The organism is Salinicola tamaricis, assembly GCF_003006155.1.
Classification (GTDB): Bacteria; Pseudomonadota; Gammaproteobacteria; order Pseudomonadales; family Halomonadaceae; genus Salinicola; species Salinicola tamaricis.
On sequence record NZ_CP023559.1, the window covers coordinates 655161 to 680723 of the forward strand.

The 25563-nt window shown below is 66.2% G+C and carries 24 protein-coding genes and 3 pseudogenes; 11 read left to right on the forward strand and 16 right to left on the reverse strand.

Annotated features, from left to right (window positions below; genetic code table 11):
- The first annotated feature begins 73 nt into the window (after positions 1 to 73).
- The gene (zwf, locus tag CN538_RS02905; RefSeq protein WP_106418511.1) at positions 74 to 1645 is read left to right on the forward strand and encodes a glucose-6-phosphate dehydrogenase; all 1572 of its coding nucleotides are present in this window, start codon (positions 74 to 76) and stop codon (positions 1643 to 1645) included.
- A gap of 108 nt (positions 1646 to 1753) precedes the next feature.
- Here the strand turns inward: zwf and CN538_RS21765 are convergent, their stop codons facing one another.
- Complete coding sequence (locus CN538_RS21765; RefSeq protein ID WP_242495509.1) at positions 1754 to 2056, reverse strand: hypothetical protein; 303 nt, start codon at positions 2054 to 2056, stop codon at positions 1754 to 1756.
- On the opposite strand from CN538_RS21765, the gene CN538_RS02910 reads away from it, so the two are divergent.
- The gene (locus CN538_RS02910) at positions 2055 to 2801 is read left to right on the forward strand and encodes an MFS transporter (RefSeq protein ID WP_242495510.1); all 747 of its coding nucleotides are present in this window, start codon (positions 2055 to 2057) and stop codon (positions 2799 to 2801) included. The genes CN538_RS21765 and CN538_RS02910 overlap by 2 nt on opposite strands.
- A gap of 124 nt (positions 2802 to 2925) precedes the next feature.
- Here CN538_RS02910 and CN538_RS02915 read toward each other — a convergent pair whose 3' ends face one another.
- The 9 genes and pseudogenes from CN538_RS02915 to CN538_RS02940 all read right to left on the reverse strand — a co-directional run bounded on the left by CN538_RS02915 (position 2926) and on the right by CN538_RS02940 (position 10037).
- Positions 2926 to 4149 carry an iron-containing alcohol dehydrogenase gene (locus tag CN538_RS02915; RefSeq protein WP_340638241.1) on the reverse strand — a complete coding sequence of 408 codons (1224 nt, stop codon included), beginning with the start codon at positions 4147 to 4149 and terminating at the stop codon, positions 2926 to 2928.
- Positions 4150 to 4276: 127 nt separating this feature from the next.
- On the reverse strand, positions 4277 to 4402 hold the full coding sequence (locus CN538_RS26640; RefSeq protein ID WP_479725160.1) for a hypothetical protein: 126 nt from the start codon (positions 4400 to 4402) through the stop codon (positions 4277 to 4279).
- 3 nt (positions 4403 to 4405) lie between these two features.
- Positions 4406 to 4609 (reverse strand): annotated as a pseudogene (locus tag CN538_RS26645) (GNAT family N-acetyltransferase); the annotation flags it as partial.
- A 241-nt stretch (positions 4610 to 4850) separates the two neighbouring features.
- Positions 4851 to 4973, reverse strand: coding sequence for a hypothetical protein (locus CN538_RS24015; RefSeq protein WP_277985083.1), 123 nt, complete (start codon positions 4971 to 4973; stop codon positions 4851 to 4853).
- Entirely contained in the window at positions 4970 to 5254 is a 285-nt protein-coding gene (locus CN538_RS21770; RefSeq protein WP_242495511.1) for a hypothetical protein, read from the reverse strand. Before CN538_RS21770 ends, CN538_RS24015 begins: the two co-directional genes overlap by 4 nt.
- A 2-nt stretch (positions 5255 to 5256) precedes the next feature.
- Positions 5257 to 5796, reverse strand: coding sequence for a hypothetical protein (locus tag CN538_RS21775; RefSeq protein WP_242495512.1), 540 nt, complete (start codon positions 5794 to 5796; stop codon positions 5257 to 5259).
- 36 nt (positions 5797 to 5832) lie between these two features.
- A complete protein-coding gene (eutB, locus tag CN538_RS02930; RefSeq protein ID WP_106418513.1) occupies positions 5833 to 6819 on the reverse strand; it encodes a hydroxyectoine utilization dehydratase EutB in 987 nt (328 codons plus the stop codon).
- A gap of 144 nt (positions 6820 to 6963) precedes the next feature.
- Positions 6964 to 8364 (reverse strand): aminotransferase, encoded by a 1401-nt coding sequence (locus tag CN538_RS02935; protein WP_106418514.1) that lies wholly within the window; start codon positions 8362 to 8364, stop codon positions 6964 to 6966.
- A gap of 211 nt (positions 8365 to 8575) precedes the next feature.
- Positions 8576 to 10037: pseudogene (locus CN538_RS02940) on the reverse strand (NAD-dependent succinate-semialdehyde dehydrogenase).
- Between the two features lie 407 nt (positions 10038 to 10444).
- On the opposite strand from CN538_RS02940, the gene CN538_RS02945 reads away from it, so the two are divergent.
- The 5 genes from CN538_RS02945 to CN538_RS02960 are packed head-to-tail and all read left to right on the forward strand — an operon-like array spanning position 10445 to position 14725.
- Positions 10445 to 11539 (forward strand): aromatic ring-hydroxylating dioxygenase subunit alpha, encoded by a 1095-nt coding sequence (locus CN538_RS02945; RefSeq protein ID WP_106418515.1) that lies wholly within the window; start codon positions 10445 to 10447, stop codon positions 11537 to 11539.
- 13 nt (positions 11540 to 11552) lie between these two features.
- Positions 11553 to 12272, forward strand: coding sequence for a GntR family transcriptional regulator (locus CN538_RS02950; protein WP_106418516.1), 720 nt, complete (start codon positions 11553 to 11555; stop codon positions 12270 to 12272).
- Positions 12273 to 12300: 28 nt separating this feature from the next.
- A complete protein-coding gene (locus CN538_RS19740) occupies positions 12301 to 12561 on the forward strand; it encodes a hypothetical protein (protein WP_129591287.1) in 261 nt (86 codons plus the stop codon).
- A complete protein-coding gene (locus tag CN538_RS02955; protein ID WP_106418517.1) occupies positions 12473 to 13309 on the forward strand; it encodes a PDR/VanB family oxidoreductase in 837 nt (278 codons plus the stop codon). The genes CN538_RS19740 and CN538_RS02955 overlap by 89 nt, the downstream gene beginning before the upstream one ends.
- Before the next feature lie 33 nt (positions 13310 to 13342).
- Positions 13343 to 14725: an MFS transporter gene (locus CN538_RS02960; protein WP_106418518.1), complete on the forward strand. Its 1383-nt coding sequence runs from the start codon at positions 13343 to 13345 to the stop codon at positions 14723 to 14725.
- A 296-nt stretch (positions 14726 to 15021) separates the two neighbouring features.
- Here CN538_RS02960 and CN538_RS02970 read toward each other — a convergent pair whose 3' ends face one another.
- The 3 genes and pseudogenes from CN538_RS02970 to doeA all read right to left on the reverse strand — a co-directional run bounded on the left by CN538_RS02970 (position 15022) and on the right by doeA (position 17902).
- The gene (locus CN538_RS02970) at positions 15022 to 15495 is read right to left on the reverse strand and encodes an Lrp/AsnC family transcriptional regulator (protein WP_106418520.1); all 474 of its coding nucleotides are present in this window, start codon (positions 15493 to 15495) and stop codon (positions 15022 to 15024) included.
- A pseudogene (doeB, locus tag CN538_RS02975) lies at positions 15492 to 16543 on the reverse strand (N(2)-acetyl-L-2,4-diaminobutanoate deacetylase DoeB). Before doeB ends, CN538_RS02970 begins: the two are co-directional and overlap by 4 nt.
- 87 nt (positions 16544 to 16630) lie before the next feature.
- Positions 16631 to 17902, reverse strand: a complete 1272-nt coding sequence (gene doeA / locus CN538_RS02980; RefSeq protein WP_106418521.1) for an ectoine hydrolase DoeA — start codon at positions 17900 to 17902, stop codon at positions 16631 to 16633.
- Positions 17903 to 18101: 199 nt separating this feature from the next.
- Here doeA and CN538_RS02985 point away from each other — a divergent pair, with 199 nt between their 5' ends.
- The 4 genes from CN538_RS02985 to CN538_RS02995 all read left to right on the forward strand — a co-directional run bounded on the left by CN538_RS02985 (position 18102) and on the right by CN538_RS02995 (position 22672).
- Entirely contained in the window at positions 18102 to 19181 is a 1080-nt protein-coding gene (locus tag CN538_RS02985; RefSeq protein WP_242495513.1) for an aminotransferase-like domain-containing protein, read from the forward strand.
- A complete protein-coding gene (locus CN538_RS21780; RefSeq protein ID WP_242495514.1) occupies positions 19123 to 19596 on the forward strand; it encodes an aminotransferase-like domain-containing protein in 474 nt (157 codons plus the stop codon). The genes CN538_RS02985 and CN538_RS21780 overlap by 59 nt, the downstream gene beginning before the upstream one ends.
- Positions 19597 to 19955: 359 nt before the next feature.
- Positions 19956 to 21254 (forward strand): MFS transporter, encoded by a 1299-nt coding sequence (locus CN538_RS02990; protein ID WP_106418522.1) that lies wholly within the window; start codon positions 19956 to 19958, stop codon positions 21252 to 21254.
- A 482-nt stretch (positions 21255 to 21736) separates the two neighbouring features.
- Positions 21737 to 22672 (forward strand): 2-hydroxyacid dehydrogenase, encoded by a 936-nt coding sequence (locus tag CN538_RS02995; protein ID WP_106418523.1) that lies wholly within the window; start codon positions 21737 to 21739, stop codon positions 22670 to 22672.
- A 174-nt stretch (positions 22673 to 22846) separates the two neighbouring features.
- Here the strand turns inward: CN538_RS02995 and CN538_RS03000 are convergent, their stop codons facing one another.
- From CN538_RS03000 to CN538_RS03010, 3 genes are read right to left on the reverse strand one after another with little or no spacing between them, the layout of a single operon-like run.
- The gene (locus tag CN538_RS03000; RefSeq protein WP_106418524.1) at positions 22847 to 23599 is read right to left on the reverse strand and encodes a toxin-antitoxin system YwqK family antitoxin; all 753 of its coding nucleotides are present in this window, start codon (positions 23597 to 23599) and stop codon (positions 22847 to 22849) included.
- Positions 23596 to 24465: a toxin-antitoxin system YwqK family antitoxin gene (locus tag CN538_RS03005; RefSeq protein WP_106418525.1), complete on the reverse strand. Its 870-nt coding sequence runs from the start codon at positions 24463 to 24465 to the stop codon at positions 23596 to 23598. Before CN538_RS03005 ends, CN538_RS03000 begins: the two co-directional genes overlap by 4 nt.
- Positions 24462 to 25265: a hypothetical protein gene (locus CN538_RS03010; RefSeq protein ID WP_129591288.1), complete on the reverse strand. Its 804-nt coding sequence runs from the start codon at positions 25263 to 25265 to the stop codon at positions 24462 to 24464. Before CN538_RS03010 ends, CN538_RS03005 begins: the two co-directional genes overlap by 4 nt.
- Positions 25266 to 25563: the final 298 nt, after the last annotated feature.

Consider the following 25563-nt stretch of genomic DNA (forward strand, 5'->3'; position numbering starts at 1 on the left):
GGCGTATGACGCTGACAGCAGCGTAGTGAATTGTAAACGCCGGCGCGTCCGGCACCGTATGGAGACGACTTTCATGGCAGCATCCGCACAGCGCCCATCCCACGACATCCCGGTCGCCGACGACACCACCCTGTTCATCTTCGGCGCCAGCGGCGACCTGGTGAAGCGCCTGCTGATCCCATCGCTCTACCATCTCGACCGCGACGGCCTGCTCGACGATGCGATGCGCATCGTCGGGATCGATCTCGCCGAGCACGACGACGCCAGTTTCCGTGAGCATCTCCAGGCCTTTCTCGCCGACAAGGACGCCGCCAACCACGCCGAGGGGCGCGATGCCGATCTCGACCCTGACACTTGGGCCGCCTTTGCCCAACGTCTGCACTACCGTCAGGGTGACTTCACCCAAAGCGACATCTATGCCGAGATCGCCACGTTGATCGAGGCCGGCACCAGTGCCAACGCGGTCTTCTACTGCGCCACCGGCTCGCGCTTCTTCGGCGCTATCGCCACCCGCCTGGGCGAGGCGGGGCTGCTCGCCGAGCGCGACGGCCAGTACCGCCGGCTGGTGGTGGAGAAGCCCTTCGGCCACGACCTGGAGTCGGCGCGCACGCTCAACGCCCAGTTACTGGAGGTGATGCAGGAGCGTCAGATCTATCGGATCGATCACTTCCTGGGCAAGGAGACGGTCCAGAACATCCTGGTCGCGCGCTTCGCCAACGTGCTGTTCGAGCCGTTCTGGAACAACCATTACATCGACCACATCCAGATCACCGCCGCCGAGACCGTCGGCGTCGAGAAGCGCGCCGCCTTCTACGACCGCACCGGGGCCATGCGCGACATGGTGCCCAATCACCTGTTCCAGCTGCTGGCCATGGTCGCCATCGAGCCGCCGTCGGCGTTCGGTGCCGATGCCCTGCGCAACGAGAAATCCAAGGTGCTCGAAGCGATCCGCCCTTGGACGCCGCAAGAGGCCGCCGCCAACTCGGCGCGCGGACGCTACGCGGCGGGCAGGCTGGGCGACGCCGAGGTACCCGGCTATCTCGATGAAGAGGGCGTCGATCCGGACAGCCAGACCGAGACCTATGTGGCGATGAAGGTGATGGTCGACAACTGGCGCTGGATCGGCGTGCCCTTCTATCTGCGCACCGGCAAGCGCATGAGCGCCCGCGACACCGAGATCGCGATCTGCTTCAAGCCGGCGCCCTACGCCCAGTTTCGTGACACCGATGTTGAACGCATGGCGGCCAACTGGCTGATCATCCAGATCCAGCCCAACGAGGGCATGTGGTTCGACTTCCAGGCCAAGCGCCCCGGGCCGGAACTCGAGATGGACACGGTCAAGATGGGGTTCGCCTACAAGGACTTCTTCGATCTGCCCGCGGTCACCGGCTACGAGACGCTGATCTACGACTGCCTCACCGGCGATCAGATGCTGTTCCAGCGCGCCGATACCATCGAGAACGGCTGGCGCGCGGTGCAACCCTTTCTCGACGCCTGGACCGAAACCGCCGACCTGGCGGACTACGCAGCCGGTGAGGATGGCCCGCAGAGCGCGCATGACCTGATCGAGCGCGACGGGCGCCAGTGGCACCAGGTCGGCTCCCCCACCGGCCCCGGCGTGGCCCCGACACCCGGAAAGTCCTGAGTGTCTCGTCTGGGTTTTGTGCGCACCTGGAGCGCCGTTGCCGCCATGTTCTTTCTCAATGGCGGCCTGTTCGGCACCTGGGCGTCGCGCATTCCGCGCGTCACCGAGCTACACGACCTCGACGATGCCGGGCTCGGCCTGCTGCTGCTGGGCCTGGGCGTAGGTGCGCTGATCTCCTTTCCGCTGGCCGGGCGCGCCGCCGATCATTTCGGCGCGGCGCGCACCACCCGCGCCCTGGCCATCGCCTGCGTCCTGATGTTGGGTCTGGTCGCCGCGGCGCCCACGGTGTGGGCTCTCGCCCTGGCGCTGGTGCTGTTCGGGGGCGTGCAGGGGGCCATGGACGTGACCATGAACGGCTGGGCCGGCGAAGCCGAACGTGCCCTCGCCAAGCCGGTGATGGCCTCCTTCCATGCGCTGTGGAGCCTGGGTGCCGGTGCGGGCGCGGCTCGGCTACCTGGCGACGCACCTGGCGCTCCCGCTGCTGTGGCACTTCCTCTTGGCGGGCGGGCTGATCTATGTAATCACCGCGGTGGTCGCCGCCGTGCCGTGGCCCGGCGAGCGCCGCCAGCCGCCCGCGGCAAAGCCCCGGCGCCTGCCGCTACCGCACGGGGCGCTGCTGTGGGTCGGCGTAGTCGCCCTGTGCGCCTCCCTCGGCGAAGGCGCCGTGGCGGACTGGAGCGCACTCTTCCTGCTCGATGCCACCGCGGCCAGCACGGCCCAAAGCACCCTGGGCTATGCCATCTTCTCCACTGCCATGGTGATCACGCGGCTGATCGGCGCGGGCCTGATCCTGCGTCTCGGCACCACCACGGCGACGCGTCTCGCCGGCCTCTCGGCCGCCCTGGGCGTGGCCCTGGCGGTGCTCTCCGGCACGCTATACCCCGTCCTGGCCGGCTTCTTCCTGATGGGGATCGGCTATGCCCTGGTGATGCCGCTGGCGTTCTCGCGTGCGGCCAACGACCCCGAGCTGCCGCCCGGCGCCGCAATCGCCAGCGTCGCCACCCTGGGCTACGGCGGCATGCTGCTGGGGCCGCCGCTGATCGGCTTCGCCGCCAGTGTGATCACGCTGCACTACGCCTTTGCCCTGCTCGGCGTGCTGTCGCTGTGCATCGTTCTGCGCGCCGGCGCGTTGGCGCCGCCCACAGCTGAGCCCTAAAAGCGCTGACGTGGGCTTATCCAGCGGCAGAGCGTCGCGAGGGCGCTGTGAACCCCTCCCTGGGCGCTACCTTTGCCATCCCTGGCAAAGGACCCTCGCTTTGCCCTGCCTCCGGCGCCCAGCGTCAGAGGGTTTGGAAATGGGCTCTAAGAGCCCGCCTGGCGCGGCAGCCGTTGCCGCGCTGGCTACCAGAGCGAACGGTAGAGTTGGACCAGTTCCGCGTGGCTTGGCACCGCGGGTTATTGCCGGGCGAGCCGGAGGCCAGGGCCTGCTCGGCCATGGTGTCGAGCAGCGCCTCGAAGCGCGCGGGGTCGATGCCGTAATCCCGCGGACTCGGCACCGCCAGCTCCTGATTGAGGGCGACCAGCTCGGCGAGCAGCCGCTCGCCGGCGCGGGCGTCGTCGTCGCTGTCGGTGGCCACGCCGATGGCGCGGGCGCAGGTGGCGTAACGCGCCGGCGCGGCGGCCAGCGAGAAGGTCGTGACCGCTGGCAGCAGCATGGCGTTGGACATGCCGTGGGGCACGTGAAAAGCCGCACCCAGCGGCCGGCTCATGCCGTGTACCAGTGCCACCGAGGCGCTGGAGAAGGCCAGGCCAGCCAGGCTCGAGCCCAGCATCATCGCTTCACGCGCCGCGCGATCGTCGCCCTGGTGATAGACCCGGCGCAGGTGGGGGCCGATCAGGCGCATCGCGGCCAGCGCATTGTGATCCGAGAAAGGGTTGGCCTTGCGGCTGACGTAGGCCTCGATGGCGTGGGTGAGCGCGTCGATGCCGGTATCGGCGGTAACCCGCGGCGGCACCGAGAGCGTCAATTCGAAGTCGACGATCGCGGCCGCCGGCATGAAACCGATGCCCGGGCAGAGCATCTTTCGCGGCAACCTCGTCGGTGATTGGTGAAGCGCGTCATCTCCGAACCGGTACCCGCGTAGTGGGAATGGCGACCAACGGCAGGCCGAGTTGCGACGCCGCGCGCGGAAACTGGTAGTCGCGGATCTCGCCGCCGAATGACCCAGCACGCCGATCGCCTTGGCCGAGTCGATGGGGCTGCCGCCGCCCAGCGCGATCACGCCATCGAACGCGCCCTGCGCGGTGCCCTCGCGCATCCGCGCCACGCCGTCGAGGATCGAGGCCAGGGTGGGCTCCGGCACGGTGTCCGCGAACACGCGGTAGTCGAGCCCGGCGGCCTCGAGCAGAGCCTGGAGTCGCGCCACATAGCCGAGTTCGACCATCATCGGATCGGTGACCACCAGCGGCCGCTGCACGCCGAGTGCGGCAAGCACCCCTGCGAGACGTTCGAGCGCGCCCCCGCCCACTTCCAGAATGCGCGGCATCAGGATATTGCTGACCATCGCCTTCTCCTCCTGTTCACACCTGCCGCTAGCATGCCACGCCGCTAAGCGGGCCGTCGTGGACCCGCCACCAAAGTGCAAGCGCACGGCGGTCTCCACCAGCGCTCGAGCGACGACGTGATCGCGCTCAGGCCGACCTGGCCAGCGTTCGCGCCATCAGTTTCTCCACCAGCGGCTGCGCGTCGATCTTGAAATCCTGATCGAGCCCCAGATCGCGCAGGCCGCAGCGCTGGTAGAAGCGAATCGCCGGCACATTGTCGGCAAGGACCCACAGTCCAAGGTCGCGATAGCCCTGGTCAAGGCACCACCTCAGGGCGGCCTGCCACAGGGCGTGGCCGACGCCCTGGCGCTGCGCCCGCGGGGCGACGTAGAAGCCGTAGAGTTCGGCCCAGCCAGGGGTGAGCGTCTGGACCTCGGGCCGCGCACTCTCGCTCTGGCGGAAAGGCCGACACTCACCCAGCCGAGCAACTCACCTGCCTGGGTGTCTGTACGGGTGTCCGAATGCGTGCCGACATAGACCACCGCCCCCGCCTCGAGCTGCGAGCGCCAGGCCGCAGCACGCGCGGCGACATCCAGCCCCGTCAGCGTGGCCTCGGCGATCAAACCGCGGTAGTTGTGGCGCCAGGCGTCGACGTGGATGGTTGCGATCGCCCCGGCGTCGGCTGGGGTGGCACGGCGCACCACCACCGCACCCGTCCTGCTCACGGCGTCAGCCGAGACAGCGCAAAGCCGGCGATGGCGGTATCCTGCACCCCGGTGCCGGTGAGATCGCAGACGGTGATGGCGCGGGCGTCCCGGCGCGGCGACTGGCCGCTGGCGATCACTGGCCCAGTTCATGCACCGTGAACGGCGGACGATGGCCGGCATAGACCTTGAGTTCGCCATTGTGCTCGCTCTGGGCCTGTGTATCGGCGACGAAGACGTCAGCACGCTCCAGCACCGAGGAGTCGAGTTCGCGCTTTTCGGGGCTGTCCGAGCCCATCGCCGTGACATGCACGCCCTCGCGCAGGTGCTCCCCGGAGAGCAGCGGCTCGCGCGACGGTGTGGTGGTGACGATGATGTCCGCTTCGCGGCAGGCGTTGCCGATCTCGGTGTGCACCGCCACGCTCAGCCCGTAGTCTCCTGCATCCGCGCCGCGTAGGCTTCGGCCTTGGCGATGTCGCGGGCCCAGACGTCGAGCGTCTCGATGTCGCGCACCAGCCTGAGCGCAGCGACCTGCAGCTCCGCCTGCAGCCCGGCGCCGAGCACGGTGACGCGGCGGCTGTCGGTTCGCGCAAGATGCTTGGCGGCGATGGCGCCGGCCAGCGCGGTGCGGATATCGGTGAGATAGCCTTCGTCGAACAGCACCGCCTCGACCAGCCCAGTCTTGGCCGAGAACACGATCATCAGCCCGTTGAGGCTTGGCAGCCCCAGCTTGGGATTGTCGAAGAAGCCGGGGCTGACCTTGATCGCGAAACGCGCATTGCCCTGGATATGCGCGGTCTTGACGTCGACCTCGCCGTTGGACTCTGCGATCGCCATCGACAGGATCGGCGGCTGGACGACGTTACCTTCACCCAGCGCGCGAAAACCGGCTTCGACCGCCTCCAAGGCGGCATGATCGAGCGTGACGACGTTCTCTATCTGCTCGCGGTTGTAGAGTTCCATCGGGATGTCTCCTGCGTCCATTCACATGAAGTCGTATCAGCGCGGCGGATAGTCGATCAGGGTCCTCGCCCGCATCAGCGTCTCTGCGTCCACGCCGTTGCCCGAGACGATCAGCGCCACCTTCTGGCCGCGGATGTCGAGGGCGTGCTCCTCGATCGCGGCGAGCCCCACCACGGCAGCCCCCTCGACCAGCATCTTTTCCTGTTCGAAGAAGTGCAGCATGGCGAGGGCAATCGCCGGCTCCGAGACCCGGTAGTGATCGTCCATCACCTCGCGCACCAGCGCGAAAGTGCAGCGATTGTCGAGCCCGATCCCGCCCCCGAGCGAGTCGGCGAGCGAGGCTTGTTCCTCGACCTCCACCGGCTCGCCCGCCGCTAGGCTGTCGAGCATCGCCGCGCCTTTTTCCATGCTCACCCCGGTCACCTGGACCTTGGGGTGGATGCCTTTGACCGCGCGCCCGATACCGCCGAGCAGCCCACCACCGGAGAGCCCGATCAGCACGCGGTCGAGATCCGGCAGGTCCTCCATCAGTTCGAGCCCGATGGTGCCCTGGCCGGCCACGATCAGCGGGTCATCGAAGGGCTCGATCAGTGCCATGCCCGCCTCGGCGACCAGACGCCGCGCCTCGACGAAGGCATCGTCCTGGGAGCGCCCGATCACCCGCGCCTCCGCCCCCAACGCTTCGATGGCGGCGACCTTGTTGGCTGGCACCAGCTCGGAGAGGCAGATCACCGCCCGTGCGCCGAGTCGCCGGGCCGCCCACGCCACCGCCCGGCCATGATTGCCGGTGGAGGCCGTGGTGACACCGCGTTCGAGCTGATCCGGCGACAGCGAGGCGATCTTGTTGAGCGCGCCACGCAGCTTGAATGCGCCGCTCGGTTGCAGCGTCTCGAGTTTGAGATAGATTTCGGCATCGAAGCGCGCCGATAGGGTCTGGGAGAGGATCAGCGGCGTGCGTGCCGCCTGTCCGGCGAGTCGCTGGCGGGCCAGGTAGATATCGTGCAGGGTGGCGGGGTCGGACATACAGGCTCCCGAGGCGATCATGCCAAAAGCGGCAGAGCTTTCACCCTGCCGCAGGCGCGTGCCGGTATCAATGCGCGTCACGCTATGCCACCGCGACGCCGGGGCTCATCTCTCTAGATCACACCTTCAGCGCCGCGCTTCGAATCATCTCTGTAGATCGCCGCTGCGCGTCAGCTCGTCGGTCACCTTGTCGATGGCACGCTTGGCGCGGGCGATCACCTCGTCGACCTGGCCGCGGTCGATCACCAGCGGCGGCGCGAAGCCAAGGATGTCGCCGTTGGGCATGGCACGGGCGATCAGGTTCTCCTCGAGTGCCGCTGCCGCGACCCGCGGGCCGACCTTGAGCGCCGGATCGAAGGGGGTGTAGGCGCCCTTCTTCGGCGCGAACTCCAGCGCCGCCATCAGCCCCTGGCCGCGCACGTCGCCCACCAGCGGGTGCTCGCCGAAGGTCTTGGCCAGCTGGGCGTTGAAGTAGGCGCCGGTCTCGGCGGCGTTGCCGACCAGATTCTCGCGCTCGATGATGTCCAGGTTGGCCATCGCCGCCGCCGCGCCCAGCGGGTGCCCGGAGTAGGTCCAGCCGTGGCCGATCGGGCCGTACTCGCCGGTGCCCTGCTCCAGCGCTTGCCAGACCCGTTCGCCGACGATCACCCCGGAAAGCGGCTGATAGGCGCTGGTCAGCCCCTTGGCAATGGTCACCAGATCCGGCTGGATGCCGTAGTGCTGGAAGCCGAACTCGCTGCCCAGGCGCCCGAAGCCGCTGACGACTTCGTCCGCAATCAGCAGGATGTCATGGCGCTCGAGCACCGCCTGGATGGCGTCCCAGTAGCCCTCCGGCGGCGGGATGATGCCGCCGGTGCCGAGTACCGGCTCGCCGATGAAGGCGCCCACGGTCTCCGGACCCTCGCGCTGGATCAGCGCCTCCAGCTGCTCGGCGCAGTAGGCGGAGAACTCGCGTTCGCTCATCTCGCCCCGCGGTCTTCTGTAGTAGTAGGGCGCCTCGGTATGCAGCACGCCCTCGATCGGCAGATCGAAGTGCTGATGGAAGGCGGGCAGCCCGGTGAGCGAACCGGCGGCAATGCTGGAGCCGTGATAGCCGCGCTGGCGCGAGATGATCTTCTTCTTCTGCGGCCGGCCAGTGACATTGTGGTAGTAGCGCACCAGCTTGATCTGGGTCTCGTTGGCATCGCTGCCGGAGAGTCCGTAGTAGACCTTGTTGAGGCCGTGGCCGGCGAGCTTGGCGATACGCTCGGAGAGCGCGATCAGCGGCTCGTTGGAGTGGCCGACATAGGTGTGGTAGTAGGCGAGTTCCTTGGCCTGGGCGTAGATGGCCTCGGCGATCTCGGTACGCCCGTAGCCGATGTTGACGCAGTAGAGCCCGGCAAAGGCGTCGATCATCTCACGCCCGTCGCGGTCAACGATGGAGATCCCCTGGCCACCGGTGATGATACGCCCCGGCGCATCGCCATGGGCGTAGTCGCGCAGGTGGGTGGAGGCGTGAAAGACGTGGCGACGATCGTTGTCGATCAGGCTACGCGTATCGGTCATGACGTTTTCCTTGCTGAAGGCGGAACCACCACCGCGACTGTCGATGGTGTTTGATGGTGGTTCCCGGCGGGCGCAGCGGTCACCGTGACCCTTGTGTGATACCCGCGTGATAAAGCTATGCGACGCTGATGATACGGCGCGACACCGCTCATGCGACAGCGCGTAGGCGCCAGACGAGCCAGCGAAGCGCCGTCAGCGATTCAGCGTTGGCTCAAGAAGAACTGGCCGAGGGCATATTACCCAGACAGTAATACTTGGTATCGAGATACTCCTCGAGCCCCTGGGCCCCGCCCGCGGCCGAGTCCGGACTGCTTGATGCCGCCGAAGGGGATCGGCGCGCCGGTCATCTTGACGCTGTTGACGCTGACCATGCCGTACTCCAGCCCGCGCATCAGTTTCCAGATGCGGCGCACGTCATGGGTGTAGACGTAGGCGGCGAGACCGTACTCGGTGTCGTTGGCCAGCCGGATCACCTCGTCATCGCTATCGAACACGCCGATACCCGCCACCGGCGAGAAGGTCTCCTCGCGGAACACGCGCATCTCCGGGGTGATGTCGGCGAGCAGCGTGGGGACGAAGAAGTTGGCCCCCGGTGCCGAGCGCTCGCCGCCGAGCTTGCGCGCACCGCGGCGCACCCCATCCTCGACGATGCCCTGGGCCATCTCCACCGCACGGCGATGGATCAGCGGGCCGATATCGCACTCGTCGAGCCCGTTGCCCACGCTGAGCGCTTCCATATGCGCGACGAAGCGCTCGATGAAGGCGTCGTAGATACCGCGCTGGACGAAGATGCGGTTGGCGGCGAGGCAGTCCTGCCCGGCGGTCTGGAACTTGGCCGCCACGGCTTGCTTGGCCGCGGCGTCCGGGTCCATGTCGTCGCAGACGATAAAGGGCGCGTTGCCGCCCAGCTCCAGCGACATGCGCTTGACGCTCGACGAACTCTGGCGCATCAGCAGCTTGCCCACCCGGGTCGAGCCGGTGAACGAGATGTTGCGGATGCGGTTGTCGCTGCACAGCACCTCGGAGACCGTTGCCGGGTCACCCGTGACCACGTTGAACACCCCGGCCGGAATGCCCGCACGCTCGGCCAGCTCGGCCAGCGCCAGCGCCGAGTAAGGGGTTTCGTTGGCCGGCTTGACGATCACCGGACAGCCCGCAGCCAGCGCTGCCCCGGCCTTGCGCGTGATCATCGCCAGCGGGAAGTTCCACGGCGTGAACATCGCCGACACGCCCACCGGCTCCTTGATCGTACCCAGGGCCGCATCGGGGATATGGCTGGGGATGGTCATGCCGTAGGCGCGCTTGGCCTCCTCGGCGAACCACTGGATGAAACTGGCGCCATAATCGACCTCACCGCGGGCATCCTTGAGCGGTTTGCCCTGCTCGCGGGTCATCAGATAGGCGAGGTCCTCCTTGTGCTCGTGCAGCAGGCGGTACCAGTGGTTGAGCTTCTCGGCGCGCACATTGACGTTGAGCGCCCGCCAGGCGGCAAAGGCCTCCTCGGCGGCGGTCACGGTGGCGGTGATCTGGGCGGCTTCCAGCAGTGCGCAGTGGCCCAGGGTCTCGCCGGTGGCGGGGTCGACCACCGCCTCCTCGCGACCCTCGCTGCCATGGGTCCACTTGCCGTCGACATAGGCGTACTGACGGAAAAGACGCGGGTCGTTGAGTTTCATGCTGTCGCCTCCTGCGGCGCTGAGGGCGTAACGGTCAGGCGGCGCCAGAGAAGATATCCCCTCTGGCGCTGCCGAGTTCCCCCAGCTTAGGGGTTAGCGCGTGCAGAAACTTTTTGTCCCGCCGCCCTGACGCTTGCGCTTTTTTTCGAAAGCGCCGCGGTAACTTGCGGTTTTTTCGGCGCGATGGGCGTGCGCCAGGACGGACACTCCGCCTGTATACACGAACTCCTGATATCTACATCTTTTGGCTAAAAAACGCACAAAATCGTCGCCAGAAAGAGGACTCAGGCGTATTCATGTATACACGCCGTGCCATTCACCCCGATTTCCGGACTGACCACCCGCGCCCTGACCACCGCGCGAGCCGCCGACCGACGTCACGGCGTGAACCCGAGAGGAGATGACCCATGTCCAACCGTGGCTATCCGTTGAACGCCTGGTACGCCGCCGCCTGGGGCCATGAGATCCAGCACCGGCTCACGCCGCGTACGCTGTGCGAAACCGACCTGGTGCTCTATCGCAGAAGCGACGGCCAGATCGCCGCGCTGCAGGACGCCTGCTGGCACCGCCTGCTGCCGCTGTCGCTGGGCCGCCTGGATGGCGACAGCGTGGTGTGCGGCTATCACGGCCTGGCCTTCGACCCCCATGGCCGCTGCACCCACATGCCGTCGCAGGAGACGATCAACCCCGCCGCCTGCGTGCGCAGCTTCCCGGTGGCCGAGCGCCACGCCCTGGTGTGGGTGTGGATGGGAGACCCGTCCCAGGCCGACACCGCCACCATTCCCGATTTCCACTGGAACGCCGACCCCGCTCTGGCCGGCCGCGGCGGCACCTTCTACAGCCTGCAGTGCGAATACCGGCTGGTGATCGACAACCTGCTCGACCTCACCCACGAGACCTTCGTCCACGCCGGCAGTATCGGCCACGACTCGATCACCCGCGCCCCCTTCGACGTCACCCACGACGAGCGCAGTGTCACCGTCCAGCGCTGGATGCTCGACGGCGATGCCCCGCCCTTCTGGGCCCGCCAGCTGGGCCGCGACGTGCCGGTGGATCGCTGGCACAACATCCACTTCGAGGCGCCCTCGACCATCATCGGCGATGTCGGCGTGGCCGAAGCCGGCACCGGCGCGCCGCAGGGAGACCGCTCCCGCGGTGTGACCGGCTACTTCCTGGCGGCGCTGACGCCGGAGACCGCCACCAGCTGCCACTACTTCTGGAATTTCGTCCGCGATCACCATATCGACGATCCCAACTGGACCGAGTACCTGCACTACGCCCATGTCAACGACGGCCAGGGGGTCTACGACCAGGACAAGGCGGTGCTCCAGGCACAGCAGATCGCGGTCTCGAAGTACGACCGCCCGCCGTTCTACAACCTCAACATCGACGCCGGCGCGATGTGGGCGCGGCGCATCATCGATCGCCTGATCGCCGCGGAGGAGACGCCACCCGCTGGCGAGCAGACGTCGACGCCCAGCGTCTTCGCGCGCCAGGCCTGAGGACGCGACCACCATGCGCCAATCGCTGAAAGCGCTACTGACCCTGCGCAACTGGATTCTCGACGGCACCCTGAGCGCCGGCGAGCGTCTGTGGGAGCCGACGCTGGCGACTCGACTCATGGTCTCGCGCACGCCGCTGCGCGAGGCCCTAGTCCGCCTCGAACACGAGGGGCTGGTCGAGGCCGCCGAGCGCGGCGGCTATGCGGTGCGCGGCTTCTCCCCCGACTACCTCAAGCAGACGATCGAGATCCGCGGCACCCTGGAAGGGCTGGCCGCGCGTCAGGCGGCCGAGGCGCGCCACCCGGCGTCACGCCTGGCCCCCCTGCACCGGCTGGTGGAGCACATCGACACCATCGTCTCCCAGGCGCAGCTCGACGAGGAGGCGCTGAATCGCTATGTCACGCTCAACGGCGAATTCCACCAGCATCTGCTCGCCCTTGCCGAGAGCATGGCGCTGAGCGAGGCGCTGGAGCGCATCGGCAATCTGCCTTTCGCCTCGCCCAGCGCCTTCGTCATGAGCTACGCCCACTCCGCCTCCGCCCACCGCATCCTGTTCATCGCCAACGATCAGCACCGCTGCCTGGTCGACGCCCTCGCCGCCGGTGAGGGCGCGCGGGCCGAGCAGATCGCCCGCGAGCACGCGCGCATCGCCCAGCGCAACCTGGACAGCGCCCTCGCCCATCCCGCCGGGCTGAATGCCGTCAGTGGCGGTGCGCTGATCCGTCAACCATGATTCCGCCGCGTGCGGCCAGGAGAGTCCCATGAACCCTCGCAGCCTGCCTTCGGTCCACACCCCGCCCCGCTGGGAGCCGGCCACCCTCGCGCGCTGTCACGACCTGGGCAGCGACGTCCGCCTGTTCGAGGTGCGCCCGGACAGCGGCGCGACCGCGCCCTACACCCCGGGTAGCCATCTGCCGCTGCAGCTCGAATTCGATGGCCACCCCCAGACCCCACTACTCGCTGCTCGAGGAGGCCGGCGACGCCGGCGTCTACCGCTTCGCGGTCAAGCGTCTGGCCCATAGCCGCGGTGGCAGCGAGCACCTGTGGCAGCTCGCCCCCGGTGACCCGCTTACCATCGCCGCGCCGGCCAACCACTTCCCGCTGTCGTTCGCCAACCCCGAATATCTGCTGATCGCCGGCGGTATCGGCATCACCCCGCTCTACGGCATGGCGCTGGCGCTCCACCGCGCCGGCAAGCGCCTGCGCCTGATCTATGTCTCCCGGGACAGTGCCCGCGAGCACTTCGCCACCGCGCTCTCGGCGCTGGGCGCGGCGCTGGAGGTGTACCCGGATTCGGCCAGCGCGGCCCCGGCGATCCAACGCGCGGTGGCCGCACTCGACTCGGCCGGCGAAGCCTATCTGTGCGGCCCGGCGGGCCTGCGCCGGCATGTCCGCGCGCTGTGGGAAGCCGAGGCGCGGCCGCCGTGGGCGCTGCGCTACGAAACCTTCGCCAACGGCGGCGAGCGCCCGGAGGAGACGTTCGAGGTCAGCGTGCGCAATCTCGGGATCAGCTTCGAGGTGCCGCCCCACCGTTCACTGCTGGAGTCGCTGCTCGACCACGACATCGAGGCGCTCTACGACTGCCAGCGCGGCGAGTGCGGCCTGTGTGCGGTCGATGTGGTCAGCCACGAGGGCAGCATCGACCACCGCGACGTCTACTTCAGCGCCCGCCAGCACGCCGCCGACGACAAGCTGTGTACCTGCGTCTCGCGCATCGCCGGCCACGGCCGCGTGGTGATCGACACCAGCCGTCAGGGTATCCGTGACTGACGCACGTCGTTTCACCCCCAGGAGGGAAAGGGCATGACACTGGACACCGCCGCTGACATCGATCCGCGCAAGCTGCTCGACGAGGCCCCGATGGGCCGCGCCCAGATTCTGGCCGTGGCGACCACGGTCGCACTCAATGCGCTGGATGGCTTCGACGTGCTGGCGATCAGTTTCGCCGCACCGGGTATCGTCGCCGAGTGGGGGATCAACCGCGCCGAGCTCGGCGTGGTGCTGGCAATGGAGCTGATCGGCATGGCACTGGGCTCGATCCTGCTCGGCGGGGTGACCGATCGTGTCGGCCGGCGCCCGGTCAACCTCGGCTGCCTGCTGCTGATGGCGCTCGGCATGCTGATGGCAGCGCGCGCCGGCAGCGTGGCGGAGCTGGGCGCCTGGCGCGTGCTCACCGGGGTCGGCATCGGCGGTATGCTCGCCTCGATCAACGCCACCGCCGCCGAGTACGCCAACCACAAGAGCCGCAACCTGTGCGTCTCGCTGATGGCGATCGGCTATCCACTGGGCGCCATCGTCGGCGGCACCATCGCCGCTCAGCTGCTGCGGCTGTTCGACTGGCGCGCGGTGTTCTACTTCGGCGCCCTGGTGACCGCACTGATGATCCCGCTCACCGCCTGGCTGCTGCGCGAGACCGTGCCCTATCTGTGCCAGCGCCGCCCCGCCGGGGCGCTCGACAAGATCAACCGCGAACTGCGTCGTCTCGGCCACGCCAAGGTGGCGCGGCTACCGGCACCGCCGGCCCGGAGCGGTGGCGACTCGCCGCTGGCGCTGTTCGGTCCCGGCTTGATCCGCGTCACCCTGCTGCTGACGCTGGCCTACTTCATGCACATCGCCACCTTCTACTTCATCCTCAAGTGGGTGCCACAGATCGTCGTCGGCATGGGATTCGACCCCGCCAACGCCGCCGGCGTGCTGGTCTGGGCCAATATCGGCGGCGCCCTGGGCGGTGCCCTGCTGGGGCTGCTCGGGCGCCATCTGCCGATCCATCGCCTCACCATCGCCGCACTCTGCCTGTCGGTGATCATGGTGACACTGTTCGGCCACGGTGCCGACTCGCTGGCCGGCATCTCGCTGCTGGTCGCGGTGACCGGCTTCTGCACCAACGCCGGCGTGGTCGGCCTCTACGCGCTCTTCGCCCAGCGCTTCCCGACCGCCCAGCGCGCCTCGGGCACCGGCTTCGCGATCGGCGTCGGCCGCGGCGGTGCGGCGCTGTCGCCGATCGTGGTCGGGGTGCTGTTCACCCTCGATCTCGACCTGCAGGCGGTGGCGATCGTCATGGCCCTGGGGGCCGCGATCGCCGCGGTGGCGGTGCTGCTGCTCGGCCCCGAGCCGGTTCAAACCGGGCGCGCCCAAGAAGAGAATACCTCTCACACCCGGCTCACCCCGGATAGCCAGAGCGGATAGACGGTGCCCCCGCCGCTGTCGTCCCGGATGCTCTTACTAGGGTTTGAACGAAAAGTCAGCGAGCGAAGGCAAGACAAGGAAAAAATCGGCGAAGACGCGGAGTTTACGGGGTGTAAATGAGCATTTTGAGCCGATTTTTAACGCCGTATTGCCGAGCGCAGGTAGTTTTCGTACAAAGCCTAACGCCCAGACGCAGAAAACCCGGCATATGCCGGGTTCTTCTGATGTGAACGACACACCTGGCAAGCCGGTGAGGGGGGGGCGGAGCTGGCATCCAAACCCAGGAAGCCTTCCCCTCAGCCCTCGGGGTCGGGCAGTGCCGGCGGCCCGTGGCGTTTGACCGTCTTGGTGACGATATAGGTGAAGTAGCGCTCGATGCCGAGATCCGACACCAGCCAGGCATCGATCAGCCGCTGGTAGGCGTCGATGCTCTCCAGCTCGATCTTGACCAGGTAATCCATGCCGCCGCCGATGGCGAAGCACTCGGCCACGGCGTCGCTCTCTTCGACCAGACGCTCGAAGCGCGCGAAGCTCTCGGCGTTGTGCTGCTTGAGCTCGATCTGGACCCACACCGGGGTCAGCTTGACCAGCACGTCGGTGTCGATCCGCGCACTGTAGCCGCGGATGACACCCGCCTTCTCGAGCCGCTTGACCCGTTCCCAGCAGGGGCTGACGGAGAGGTTGATCGCCTCCGCCAGGCGCGACTTGGTGATACGCCCGTCGCGGCTCAGGATCGCCAGGATCTTGAGATCGTAGCGGTCGAGTCTCATTCGACCGGCTTCGGGGTCGAGAACGAATCTCTCTCCAACGACTGCACCACCTCCGCGACCACCGCGATGGTGTCACCCATGCCGACCTTGGCCGGGAAGCGCGGGCGATCAGTACGCCATCGCGCTGGGCGCGATACTCGACCGGCTCGGCACCGGTACGGGTCATGTCATAGATTCGCGCCAGCACGTCGCCCTGCTTGACCATCTCCCCCAGCGACACCGTAAGCTCCAGCAGCCCGGCATGCTCGCTCTGCACATAGCAGCTGGCATTGGGCATATCGACGTAGATCATCGGCTCGTCGGCGGTTTCCAGCTCACCTTCGATCAAGCCGTAGTGGATCAGGAAGTTGCGCACGCCGCGCTCGCTGATGGCCAGGCTGGCCGGGGTCGAGGTGCCGCCGCCGCCGAGTTCGGTGGTGACGAAGGTCTTGCCTTGGGACTCCACCGCGGTGTCGTAGAGCCGAGTGGCGTCGAGCTCGAACATCATCATCGCGTAGGGCGCGCCGAAGGCTACCGCACCGCCCAGGCTGGCACGCTCCTGCTCCAGATCGTCGAGGCGATGGGCGGCAGCGAAGGGCACGATATCCAGGGTGCGGCCACCGGAGTGCAGGTCGAGCGCGACGTCGCACATCGGCACCAGCACGCGGGTGAAGTAGTCGGCGATCTGGCTGGTCACGCTGCCGTCGGGGTCGCCGGGGAAGCTGCGGTTGAGGTTGCCACCGTCCAGCGGCGAGGTGCGCTTGCCGGCTTCCGCCGCCGGCACGTTCATCATCGGCACGATGATCACCCGCCCGTGCACATCACCCGCCTTCAGACTGTTGGCGAGTTTCATCAGTGCGGTGATGCCCTCGTACTCGTCACCATGGTTGCCGCCGGTGAGCAGCGCCGTCGGCCCTTCGCCGTTGGCGACCACGGTGATCGGGATCATCACCGCACCCCAGGCGGACTCGTCCACCGAGATCGGCAGCTTGAGAAAACCGTGCTGCACGCCCTGGGCGTCGAAGTCGACGCTGGCGCTGATCGGACTGGGACGCAGGGATGCGGGCATGCTAACTCTCCTCACTGAAACGGGTGGCGCGTCCTCGGCGCCTGGCCGCTGAACGCATCCTTGAAAGATGACATTTCGCACAGAACCTCAGACCGCGTCGACACGCCCCTGGTTGACGAAACGCTGCCGAAGACAAGCGGTTCGGCGAAAGATCGGCGCGTATTTGACGAACAGCTGTCGCGGAAACTCGCACAGCGGCTCGGCGCCCTTCTCGGTGATCAGGATACTCTCGGTGATCTCCAGGCCCCAGTCGTCCATCCACATGCCCGGCATGAAGTGGAACGTCATGCCCGGCTCGAGGATCGTCTCGTCGGAGGGGCGCAGGCTCATGGTGCGCTCGCCCCAGTCCGGCGGATAGCTGATGCCGATGGGATAGCCACAGCGCGCGCCGCCGCGGTCGAAGCCGTACTTGTCCATCGCCGCGCCCAGCGCCAGCGCAATGTCGGCACAGCGATTGCCGGGCTTAGCCACGGCGAGGCCGTTCTCGATCCCCTCGAGCAGCGCCGACTCGCCGCGCAGGAACTCCTTGGGCGGCGTGCCCAGGAAGACCGTCCGCGACAGCGGCGCGTGGTAGCGTTTGTAGCAGCCGGCAATCTCGAAGAAGGTGCCCTCACCGCGGCGGAAGGGGGTGTCGTCCCAGGTCAGGTGAGGTGCGGCGGCGTCGCTGCCGGTGGGCAGCAGCGGCACGATGGCAGGATAGTCGCCGCCATGCACCACGCCGTTGGGGTCGGTCCAGCCCTCGGTGCCGACGCGGTAGATCTCGGAGACCAACTTGCTCTTGGCCAGGCCCGGCTCGATCATCTCCAGGATGCGCGAGTGCATGCCCTCGACGATGCGTGCCGCCACGCGCATGTAGGCGACCTCCTGCGGCGACTTGATCGCACGACACCAGTTGACCAGTGCAGTGGCATCGCTCAGTTGGGCGTGGGGCAGCTCCTTGACCAGGCTGGTGTAAGCCCGCGCCGAGAAGTAGTAGTTGTCCATCTCCAGGCCGATGCTGCCGGTATGCCAGCCATACTCCGGCAGTACCGACTGGGCCAGGTATTCCATCGGATGCATGTCCGGGTTCTGCACGTAGTAATCGGGGTAGTAGCGCACCCGCTCCTCGTGCATCCAGCAGGTACGCCAGGCGCCATTGGCATCCTGACGCCGGCCGTACCACACCGGCTCCCCTTCCAGTCCCACCAGCACGCACTGATGGACATAGAACGACCAGCCGTCGTAGCCGGTCAGCCAGGCCATGTTGGAGGGGTCGCTGACGATCAGCACATCGAGGCCACGGTTGGCCATCGACACGCGCACCTTGTGCAAACGGCTGGCGTACTCTTCACGCGAAAAAGGCAGGGAAACCTGGAACATGGAGCCACTCGACTAACGGGACCGAATTATCAGGACGCAGGCTGCCAGCGCGCCGAGCACCGGCCTGTCCTACCGCTTGCCGACCGGATGTGAAATTGTCATGATCGATTCTTGTAAAAATCAGGACAATTAGCGGTCAATGCATCAAGGGCGATAGTAGCATCGTCGCGCGTCCTGGCGTCAAAGGCTTTATTGCATCATGACAATCGACCTCACACCCTATCTATCGACCCAGGGGCCGAAGTACCTCGCAATTGCCCGCGCACTGGCCGAGGCGCTGCGCCACGGCGCCATTTCGCCGGGTATGCGACTCCCCACCCACCGCGAACTGGCGGAGACCCTGGGTGTCAGCGTGCAGACCGTGTCACGGGCCTACGAGCAGGCGGAGAAGAGTGGCCTGGTGCAGGCCCGGGTCGGCAGCGGTACCTGGATCCGCGATACCGAGGGCGATACCGAAAACGAGTTTCTGCGCGCGCCGGCCACCCTCGCCGACGACAGCCTGATCGATCTCTCGATCGCCCATCCGGTGTGTCTGCCATCTCACCATCTGCGCTTCCGCGAAGCCCTGGCGGAGCTTGCGCGTACCGCCCACGCCGACGTGATCGGCGCCTGCCGTCCGATCGCCGGCTTGATCCACCAGCGCGAACGCGCCGATGCCTGGCTCCGCGAGCGCCTAGGGGTGCCCGGCGAGGTAGAGGAGCGGCTGCTCTGCAATGGTGCCGCCCACGGCCTGATGCTGGCGATCGCCACCGTGGTCCAGCACGGTGACGTGGTGCTCACCGAGTCGCTCACCGACCACGGCCTGATCTCGCTGGCGCGCACCCTCGGTTTCCAGCTACGTGGGGTCGCCATCGACCGCCAGGGCGTGATACCCGAAGCCCTGGAAGCGGCCATCGTGCGCCACCGCCCGCGGGCGGTATGCCTCACCCCGACCCAGCTCAACCCGACCGGTGCGACCATGGAGAACGCCCGGCGCGACGCCGTCGCCCGGGTGCTCGAACGCCACGGTGTGGCTGATCGAGGACGACGTCCATGCCCTGCTCGAACCGCCGGGACTGACCCCGCTCACCGCGCGCCTGCCGCTGCAGAGCTTCCATGTCACCAGCCTGACCAAGGCCACCGTACCCGGACTGCGCGCCGGCTATCTCAGCGTGCCCCGCGGGCAGATGCACCACACCCTGCCGCGCCTGCGCGCCACCAGTTGGATGGCGACGCCGCTGGTGTTCGAGCTGGCCGACTACTGGCTCGCCAACGGCATGATCGATACGCTCGCGCATGAACAGCGCCAACTGCTTGCCGAACGCCAATCACTGACCGCTCGCCGCCTGGCCGGCCACGCCATCGATGCACGACCCAGCAGCCTGCACGCCTGGATCGCGCTGCCGTCACCGTGGCGCGCCGAGGAGCTCAAGCAGCAGGCGCGCCAGGAGGGCGTGGCGATCACCACCGCGCAGCCGTTTTTGGTCGCGCAGACACCGGCGCCGCAGCGCGTGCGTCTCAGCCTGGGCGCCGAGAGCGACCTGGGGCGGCTCGCCCACGCCCTCGACATACTCGCCCGGCTGATCGGCGAAGCGCGCCACCGATGCTGGAAATCGTCTACTGAACCGGTTGCCGGTCGGCCTCATCCTCGGGGGCTTTCCGATTGCCGGAATCGAGACATTGACGATCTTGATGATGCTGACTTTATGATGTAACGGATCGTTTCCTCTGCCGCCTGCGCAGCGCCGCGCGACAGGCTTCCTGGGGCTGACTGACCTTCAGCGAAGCCTGTGCGCTAATCACCGGACGCGTCAGCGTGATCGGCTGACTCGGCACACAAGCCTGGACGCTTGGGCTTTTCATGGGAGTGAATTTTCTCAGTAACCAACTGTCACATTGTCATGTTCGGCCGGGCAACCGATACCGCGACTTTAAGTGAGCGATATGGCGTCGGCGATGTGAAGTCAAGACATGCGCAGACGCCCAATGCCATGTAGGGAGACCGAGCTTTCCACTGTTGCGGCTGACACTATCGGGATCTGGCTGATATGCCGGGGCTCGAAGGAGGAAGATAATGAAGACATCCACTCAACACGCCTCCTTATCACGCGGCGCGTCACACTTTCGCTGGGTCATCGTTGCGATGCTCGCCGCGATTATCCTCATCAACTATATCGATCGCTCGGCAATCTCCTACGCCATCGGACCGATGTCGAAGGAACTGAACCTCAGCGATGCCCAGCAGGGCATGATTCTCGGCGCCTTCGGGATAGGCTATGCCGTCACAACCCTCTTGGGCGGCATTCTGGTCGACCGGTTCGGTGCGCGCATCGTTCTGGCGGTCTCGGTTGTCGCCTGGGCGGTGGCAACCGCCCTGGTCGGCATGGCCAGCAGTTTTCTTCTCATTCTTGTCGCGCGCGCCGCGCTCGGCCTGGCCGAAGGGCCGATGTTTCCCGGCCAAACCGGCGCCATTACACACTGGCTATCGGGACGGGAGCGGGGGCGCGCCCTCGGCTATTCGCTGGTCGCGGTGCCTGTCTCGTTGGCGATCGGCGCGCCGGTCGTCTCCTATCTCACCGCGATCACGGGCTGGCGCGAAATGTTCATCCTGCTCGGCGCCGTCAGCCTCCTGTGGATGCCGTTGTGGTGGGTGCTGTTTCGCAATCGTCCCCAGGACAGCAGCCGGGTGAATGCCGCCGAAATCGCCGTCATCGCAGACCAGCCAACGCCTACGCCAGACGCGCATTCCACCGATGCGCCGCGCGAACGCACGAGCTGGGCAGACTTATTGACCAACGGCACGCTCATGGCGAACAACTGGGCGTTCTTCGTGTTCGGCTACTTCCTGTTCTTCTTCATGACCTGGCTGCCGGGGTATCTGGAACGCACCTTCGAACTATCGATCACCAGCGTCGGATGGTTCTCTGTCGCCCCCTGGCTTGCCGCTGCCTTGGCCTTGATCCTGCTCAGCAACTTGTCGGATATGCTCTTGCGGCGCACCGGCAAGCTACGCATTGCCCGAAGCTATCTGATTGCCGCCACCCAAGGTCTGGCAGCGCTGATGATCCTGCCGGTCGCCTTCACTGACAATCTGACGCTTGCGCTGATCCTGATCACTATTGCCGTCGCTGCCTCCATGGGCGCGAACGCGGCATTCTACGCCGTCAATATCGACGTCACCCGCGATCGTTCCGCCACGGCGCTCGGCATCATGGATTTCGGCTTCGCGATCTCGGGTTTTCTGGCTCCGGCCCTGACCGGCTGGATCGTGGGGCAAAGCGGCGGCTTCACCGAGGCATTCATGCTGATGTCGGCCCTGGCGGCCTCTTCTGTGGTCATCACCCTCGTCTTTCATCGCCCAGACAAGGCATAGGGTATAGGGTATAGGGTGGGTAAAGACACACCCCACGCCCGTCATCGGGCGCGGGGTGAGAGGGGAAATATCAGGTCAACATGAGCTGAAAAGGTGACGACTATCGGAGTGCCGCTGAACGATCGGCCAACTGTAAACATCGGCTGCTGTCTGGGGCGCTGACACTTACCCAACCTATCACGCCGCTGGACGAGCTCTTTTGCAGCGTCGCTGTCGGGCGTTGCCTGTGCAAGGTGCGCGAACTCACAGGCTGGGCAAGAGAATGACGAACGGCACGCTTCAGGCAGACTACTGGGCATGCTTCATGTTCGGATACTTTTTGTTTTTCTTCATGAAATGAGTGCCAGATTATCTGGGGCACGCCTCCAAGCTGCCGATCACCCGCGTCGAAAGGTTTTCCATCGTACCCAGGCTTCTTGCTACCGCCGCGGCACGGCTCCTGCCCGGCGACCTATGTCTACCCACTGCGCCCAGGAGGCAACATGCAGGTACTGATCTATCACCAGGATGCCGCGCAGTGGCGCGACGTACTCGCCCAGCGTCTGCCCGAAGCCGAATTCCACCTGGGCGCCGATCACGGCAACCCCCAGGTCGACTATCTGGTGGCATGGAAGCCGCCAGCCTCGCTGTTCGAAGAACAGCGCGGGCTGCGTGGTATCGTCAATCTCGGTGCCGGGGTAGACGCCCTGCTCAACAACCCTGCGCTGCCGCGAGAGATTCCCATCGTCAAGCTGCGCGACGCCGGCATGGGTGAGCTGATCGGCGACTACGTGCGCTACGGCGTGCTCCACTTCCAGCGCGACTTCGACCGCTACCAGCGCCAGCAGCGCACGCAGAGCTGGCGCGAGGTCCCGGTGGTCGACAAGGCCGAATGGGGTATCGGCATCCTCGGCCTGGGCGCAATCGGTACCCGGGTGGCGCAGATGCTGGCCGCCGACGGCTACCCCGTTCACGGCTGGAGCCGCTCGCCCAAGCAGCTCGAGGGCATCACCTGCCACCATGGCGATGCCGGCCTCGACACCCTGCTCGGTCAGGTCATGACGCTGGTGACGCTGCTGCCGGACACCCCGGCCACCCGTCACCTGATCGACCGCAATACCCTGGCCAGGCTGCCCATGGGCGCCAGCCTGATCAATCCCGGGCGCGGCACCCTGATCGATGAAACCGCCCTGCTCGACGCCCTCGGCAGCGGCGAGGCCGACGACGACGCCCGCCTACGCGGAGCGCTGCTCGACGCCTTCCCGCAGGAGCCGCTGCCGGCCGAAAGCCCGCTATGGCGCCACCCGCGTATTCTGATCACCCCGCACATGGCCGGCCCCACGCCGATCGGCGCCGCCGCCGATCAGGTCGCCGAGGCCCTGGGCCGGCTATCCCGTGGTGAGGCGGTCGAGACCATCGACCCCGATGCCGGCTATTGAACGTATTCACCGACGATGCAACGCACCCCGACTGCCGAGACAAAACCGTTAATGGTCATACACAAAGAGGCTGCTCTGTGGCTCGCGTAAACGGCTAGCATGGACCACCCCTCTCCGGAGAGGAATTTGTAAAACTGATGGAGCATTCATTAGCTGCTCCAATCCAACACGGGTTCAGGTCTTGGATCGAGCCCAGTCAGGTAGGCGATTGCGACAGTATTCGGCGGCGCTAGGGGTATCCTCAGCGTCGAAGTCGGGGGTGTCGCCTCGCTTGCCATGATCGTAGCGCGGACAGTCACGGATGCCGCCGTCGTCGTCGTAGATGACCCAGACCCCGTCTTCGGCGCCTTGGTCGTCGTAGTCGCCGGCACCGAGCAACCGGCCGTCTTGATCGACGACACGCCAGTGACCGACCCGGCGACCGGCCTCGTAGCGGCCTTTCCATATCTGGTCGTAATGATTGTCACTGTGGATCCGCCAATCGCCACTGCGCTTGCCCTGCACATAGACACCGCGTTCGATCACACGACCCAGGGCATCGTAGCGAACGTAGTCGCCGCTGCGCTCATCGTCGACATAATGGCCTTTTGCCATCACCTCGCCGTCCAAGGTTTCGATGACCAGGCCAGCGCGATTACCTTTGTCATCGTAGCGGCCCCGTTCGATCGTACCGACATATGTTTCCTCAGCGAAGCGGCCGACCTTGCGCCCGTGGACGCGTTCACGCCGCATGATCAGTCGCCCGTCCCCAGCGAATCGATAGAGCACCCGCCGACCTCCGTGACGATTATCGATCTGGCGCATGGCCAGATAGCCGTCGCGATAGTAGGTTTCCGTCACGGTCCGGGCCTGGTCGCCCTCGCCGAGCTTGCGCTCACGACGTAGCGGCTTGCCGGTTTCCGGGTTGATATCCGCTTCCTCGATCAACGCTCGCTGCCGTCGTCGGCATAGATCCGGCGTTCGTGACGATAGAAATCCTCGGTCACACCGACACGCTTGCCGGCTTTATAGTGGGCGATCGCGACCAGGCTGCGATCGCCGTCGTCGTTGTAGATGAAGGCTCGCTCGACGCCGTCTTTACTGCCGTGGTCGTAATGCGTTTCGGATAACAGCTGGCCTTGGTCGTTCCAGGCTCGCGTCCAGCCGTTCCTTCTCCCATTCTTGTAGTGAATCCGCAGGCGTAGCCGCCGCTCTTGTCCATCGGCGCGCTGTTTATCAGGTCGATAATAATATTCCGCCGCCCCTTCCCGCAGATCGTCTCGATAAGGCTCGATACTCTGGAGAACGCCGTCGCGGAAGCTCTTGCTGGGGCCTTCTTTCTTGCCGTCGACATATTCGGTGGTGCGATAGACCTCACCGTCTTCGTCATATTCCAGCGTCGGGCCGTTGCGCTTGCCGTGGGCGTATTCGGCTTTGCGATCGAGATGGCCCTGGCGATCGTAGAAGGTGATCGTGCCGGTCGATTGGCCTTTAGCGTTGCGCTGGCCAGTTTCGATCAACGCCCGATCTCCGCTGTCGCGGTACTGTCGGTACGGGCCCACCATCTTGTAATTGCCGTTCAGTTTCGGGTTGTCGACATAGGCGTTCATGTAACGCCCGCCGTCGACGCGCCGTATCGTGATCGGCCAGCCCGGCTGTTCGCGCGTCTCGCTGACCACAGCACGGTAACGCGCCTGGCTGCGGGGAACCTTGTCGAAATGCTTGTCTAGCCAGTAGGTCGCGGCCTGGGCGCTGCCGGCGACCAGCAGTCCGACGAGCAGGCCCATGCGAACGATCCGGGGCAGCATGTTCATTGGTAACTCTCCAGGCGGTCGTGCCAACGTCGGTCGATCGGCGTGCCGGACAGCTCTACCCAGCGAATGCGGTGTACGCGGCCCCAGAAGCGGATGCGGCCGTCGGGTGTCATGTAATGATCGAGTCGGGACTCACGCATCTCGCGAATCGCGTCGGCCTCGCTGGGGTTGATGCGCCGGTCGTGCCGCATGGGCCTTAGCGGTAGGCCACGTGAGCTGAGAAAACGCATCCGTTCGAAGAACCGGTCGGCCGGCATAGCCGGATCGGGACGGTGGCCCAGCACGTGGCCGATATCCACCACCCAAGGGGTATCGCTGTCGTGTTCGGCGCTGTGCCAACGCGGCGCACCATCGCAGTGCAGGTGAGTCGCGACGTCGATGCCATAGAAATACTGGCGTCGGCCGTCGTCGGTACTCAATTCCCAATCCTGGGTCCCGGCCGGTGTCTCGACCAACTGGCCGGCAATCCAGTGCTCGCCGAGCCGGGGTTTCCAGACCAAGGCGTGGCCATTTTGATCGGGCGCCTCGACGGTCAGCTCGCAAGCGCCACCAGCGCCAGCCGGTAGTCGCAGACGCAGACGATTGCGCTCGGCGCCAGTGGGCATGACATCACCCAACATAAGAGTGCCGGAAGCCGGCTCAGGCCAGCCCCTCAAAGCCGACATCCTCGATGGGGCTTTTTCGTTGGTGCGGACGTGGCCTGCGTCACCGTCAGGGTGAGTCGCTTGCCGTTTGGCGAGGCCGGCCACGACGACAATCGCAGCGAGGGCGAGGCCACCGGCCCAGTACTTAAGTGCCATGGGTGCATTCCATTCGGGCAGGGCTTTGATCTCGACTCATAGCTCCACTCACACCTGGAGTTCGGCCCAGTCGGGCAGTCGGTCGCGACAGAGCGCGAACGCGCTGAGGCGCTCTTCAACCACTAGCCGATGAGGCACGAGGGCGGTGTCGGCGATATCGAAGAGATCGAGAAGGTCCTTGGACATGTTCGCTATACTGATCGCGGGGTCGGCGATGGTCAGAGGGGACAGGATAACGCATCATGCGATAAATATTTGTAGGAGATATGCTACAGCTCGCGTGAGCTATCCGCGTTTG

Excerpts from the sequence above, each read along its gene's own strand:
- CN538_RS21765 (WP_242495509.1), bottom strand. The coding sequence starts at position 2,056 with ATGGAAGGAGGCCATCACCGGCTTGGCGAGGGCACGTTCGGCTTCGCC.
- CN538_RS03010 (WP_129591288.1), bottom strand. The coding sequence starts at position 25,265 with ATGGCACTTAAGTACTGGGCCGGTGGCCTCGCCCTCGCTGCGATTGTC.
- CN538_RS02960 (WP_106418518.1), top strand. The coding sequence starts at position 13,343 with ATGACACTGGACACCGCCGCTGACATCGATCCGCGCAAGCTGCTCGAC.
- CN538_RS02945 (WP_106418515.1), top strand. The coding sequence starts at position 10,445 with ATGTCCAACCGTGGCTATCCGTTGAACGCCTGGTACGCCGCCGCCTGG.
- CN538_RS02995 (WP_106418523.1), top strand. The coding sequence starts at position 21,737 with ATGCAGGTACTGATCTATCACCAGGATGCCGCGCAGTGGCGCGACGTA.
- CN538_RS02985 (WP_242495513.1), top strand. The coding sequence starts at position 18,102 with ATGACAATCGACCTCACACCCTATCTATCGACCCAGGGGCCGAAGTAC.
- CN538_RS02970 (WP_106418520.1), bottom strand. The coding sequence starts at position 15,495 with ATGAGACTCGACCGCTACGATCTCAAGATCCTGGCGATCCTGAGCCGC.
- CN538_RS02990 (WP_106418522.1), top strand. The coding sequence starts at position 19,956 with ATGAAGACATCCACTCAACACGCCTCCTTATCACGCGGCGCGTCACAC.
- CN538_RS02950 (WP_106418516.1), top strand. The coding sequence starts at position 11,553 with ATGCGCCAATCGCTGAAAGCGCTACTGACCCTGCGCAACTGGATTCTC.
- CN538_RS03005 (WP_106418525.1), bottom strand. The coding sequence starts at position 24,465 with ATGAACATGCTGCCCCGGATCGTTCGCATGGGCCTGCTCGTCGGACTG.
- eutB (WP_106418513.1), bottom strand. The coding sequence starts at position 6,819 with ATGTCCGACCCCGCCACCCTGCACGATATCTACCTGGCCCGCCAGCGA.
- CN538_RS21775 (WP_242495512.1), bottom strand. The coding sequence starts at position 5,796 with ATGGAACTCTACAACCGCGAGCAGATAGAGAACGTCGTCACGCTCGAT.
- CN538_RS02910 (WP_242495510.1), top strand. The coding sequence starts at position 2,055 with ATGCGCTGTGGAGCCTGGGTGCCGGTGCGGGCGCGGCTCGGCTACCTG.
- CN538_RS19740 (WP_129591287.1), top strand. The coding sequence starts at position 12,301 with ATGAACCCTCGCAGCCTGCCTTCGGTCCACACCCCGCCCCGCTGGGAG.
- doeA (WP_106418521.1), bottom strand. The coding sequence starts at position 17,902 with ATGTTCCAGGTTTCCCTGCCTTTTTCGCGTGAAGAGTACGCCAGCCGT.
- CN538_RS02915 (WP_340638241.1), bottom strand. The coding sequence starts at position 4,149 with ATGGTCAGCAATATCCTGATGCCGCGCATTCTGGAAGTGGGCGGGGGC.
- CN538_RS02955 (WP_106418517.1), top strand. The coding sequence starts at position 12,473 with ATGGCCACCCCCAGACCCCACTACTCGCTGCTCGAGGAGGCCGGCGAC.
- CN538_RS02935 (WP_106418514.1), bottom strand. The coding sequence starts at position 8,364 with ATGACCGATACGCGTAGCCTGATCGACAACGATCGTCGCCACGTCTTT.
- zwf (WP_106418511.1), top strand. The coding sequence starts at position 74 with ATGGCAGCATCCGCACAGCGCCCATCCCACGACATCCCGGTCGCCGAC.